The sequence below is a fragment of the Oleiphilus sp. HI0066 genome (genome assembly GCF_001635725.1).
This window is the reverse complement of the sequence record NZ_LWFH01001869.1, coordinates 1-720: the sequence shown is the minus strand read 5'-3', so window position 1 is coordinate 720 and position 720 is coordinate 1. Positions and strand designations below refer to the sequence as shown.

Genomic DNA, 720 nt, shown 5'->3' with positions numbered 1-720 from the left:
AAAACCTTCGGCCTATCCAAAGAAGAGTACGTTAGAGCGTATCAATGATGTTGATCAGCGAACCGTATTGAATGTATCGGCCAAAGCAGAAGACTTAAACGCGAATCCAGCGCAAGCGGGCGACATATTGCGCATTCCTTCAGTCCTCGAAAAAGTCGAAGACACGATTGCTCTGCGCGGTCATGTATATCGCCCTGGTGTACAAAGCTTCAAAGACGGAATGCGCCTGACAGACGTGATTAGTTCCGTAGATCAACTCAAGCCAGGTTCTGATTTACGTTATGGCTTAATTAAGCGTTATTTGCCGCCCCAACAAACCTTAAAAGTGCTGTCGTTCAGAATGGATCGCGCACTCGCTGACCCAAGCTCTGAGTACAATATTGAGCTTAAAAGCAAAGACGAGATTCTAGTATTCGGATTGTATCCGCGCGATCAAAAGCTCTCTCCGGAATATGAAGAGATGGCTGCTCAGGCAGAAGAGTTTGCGAATTCAAGTGCTGCATTTTCAGACGCGCGTATAACGGGTTTGCCGCTCGATTATCAAACGTCATCTACCGATAACGCTCAATCTCCTTTATTAGACCGAGATCGTGCGCATTCACGTACTCGTTTTACCGTTACTGAATTTGAAAAAGAAGCAGCTTACTGGGGGCGTAAGTGGGTAATTGATGAAATTCTGGAAGAACTTCGTGCACAGAGTGAGATCGGTAACCCGTCTCA

General features: G+C 46.2%; 1 protein-coding gene. It reads left to right on the top strand.

The features are described 5' to 3' along the window. Window positions 1-720 (top strand): hypothetical protein (locus A3738_RS31745; RefSeq protein ID WP_197474120.1); only part of this gene is annotated, 720 nt, incomplete at both ends.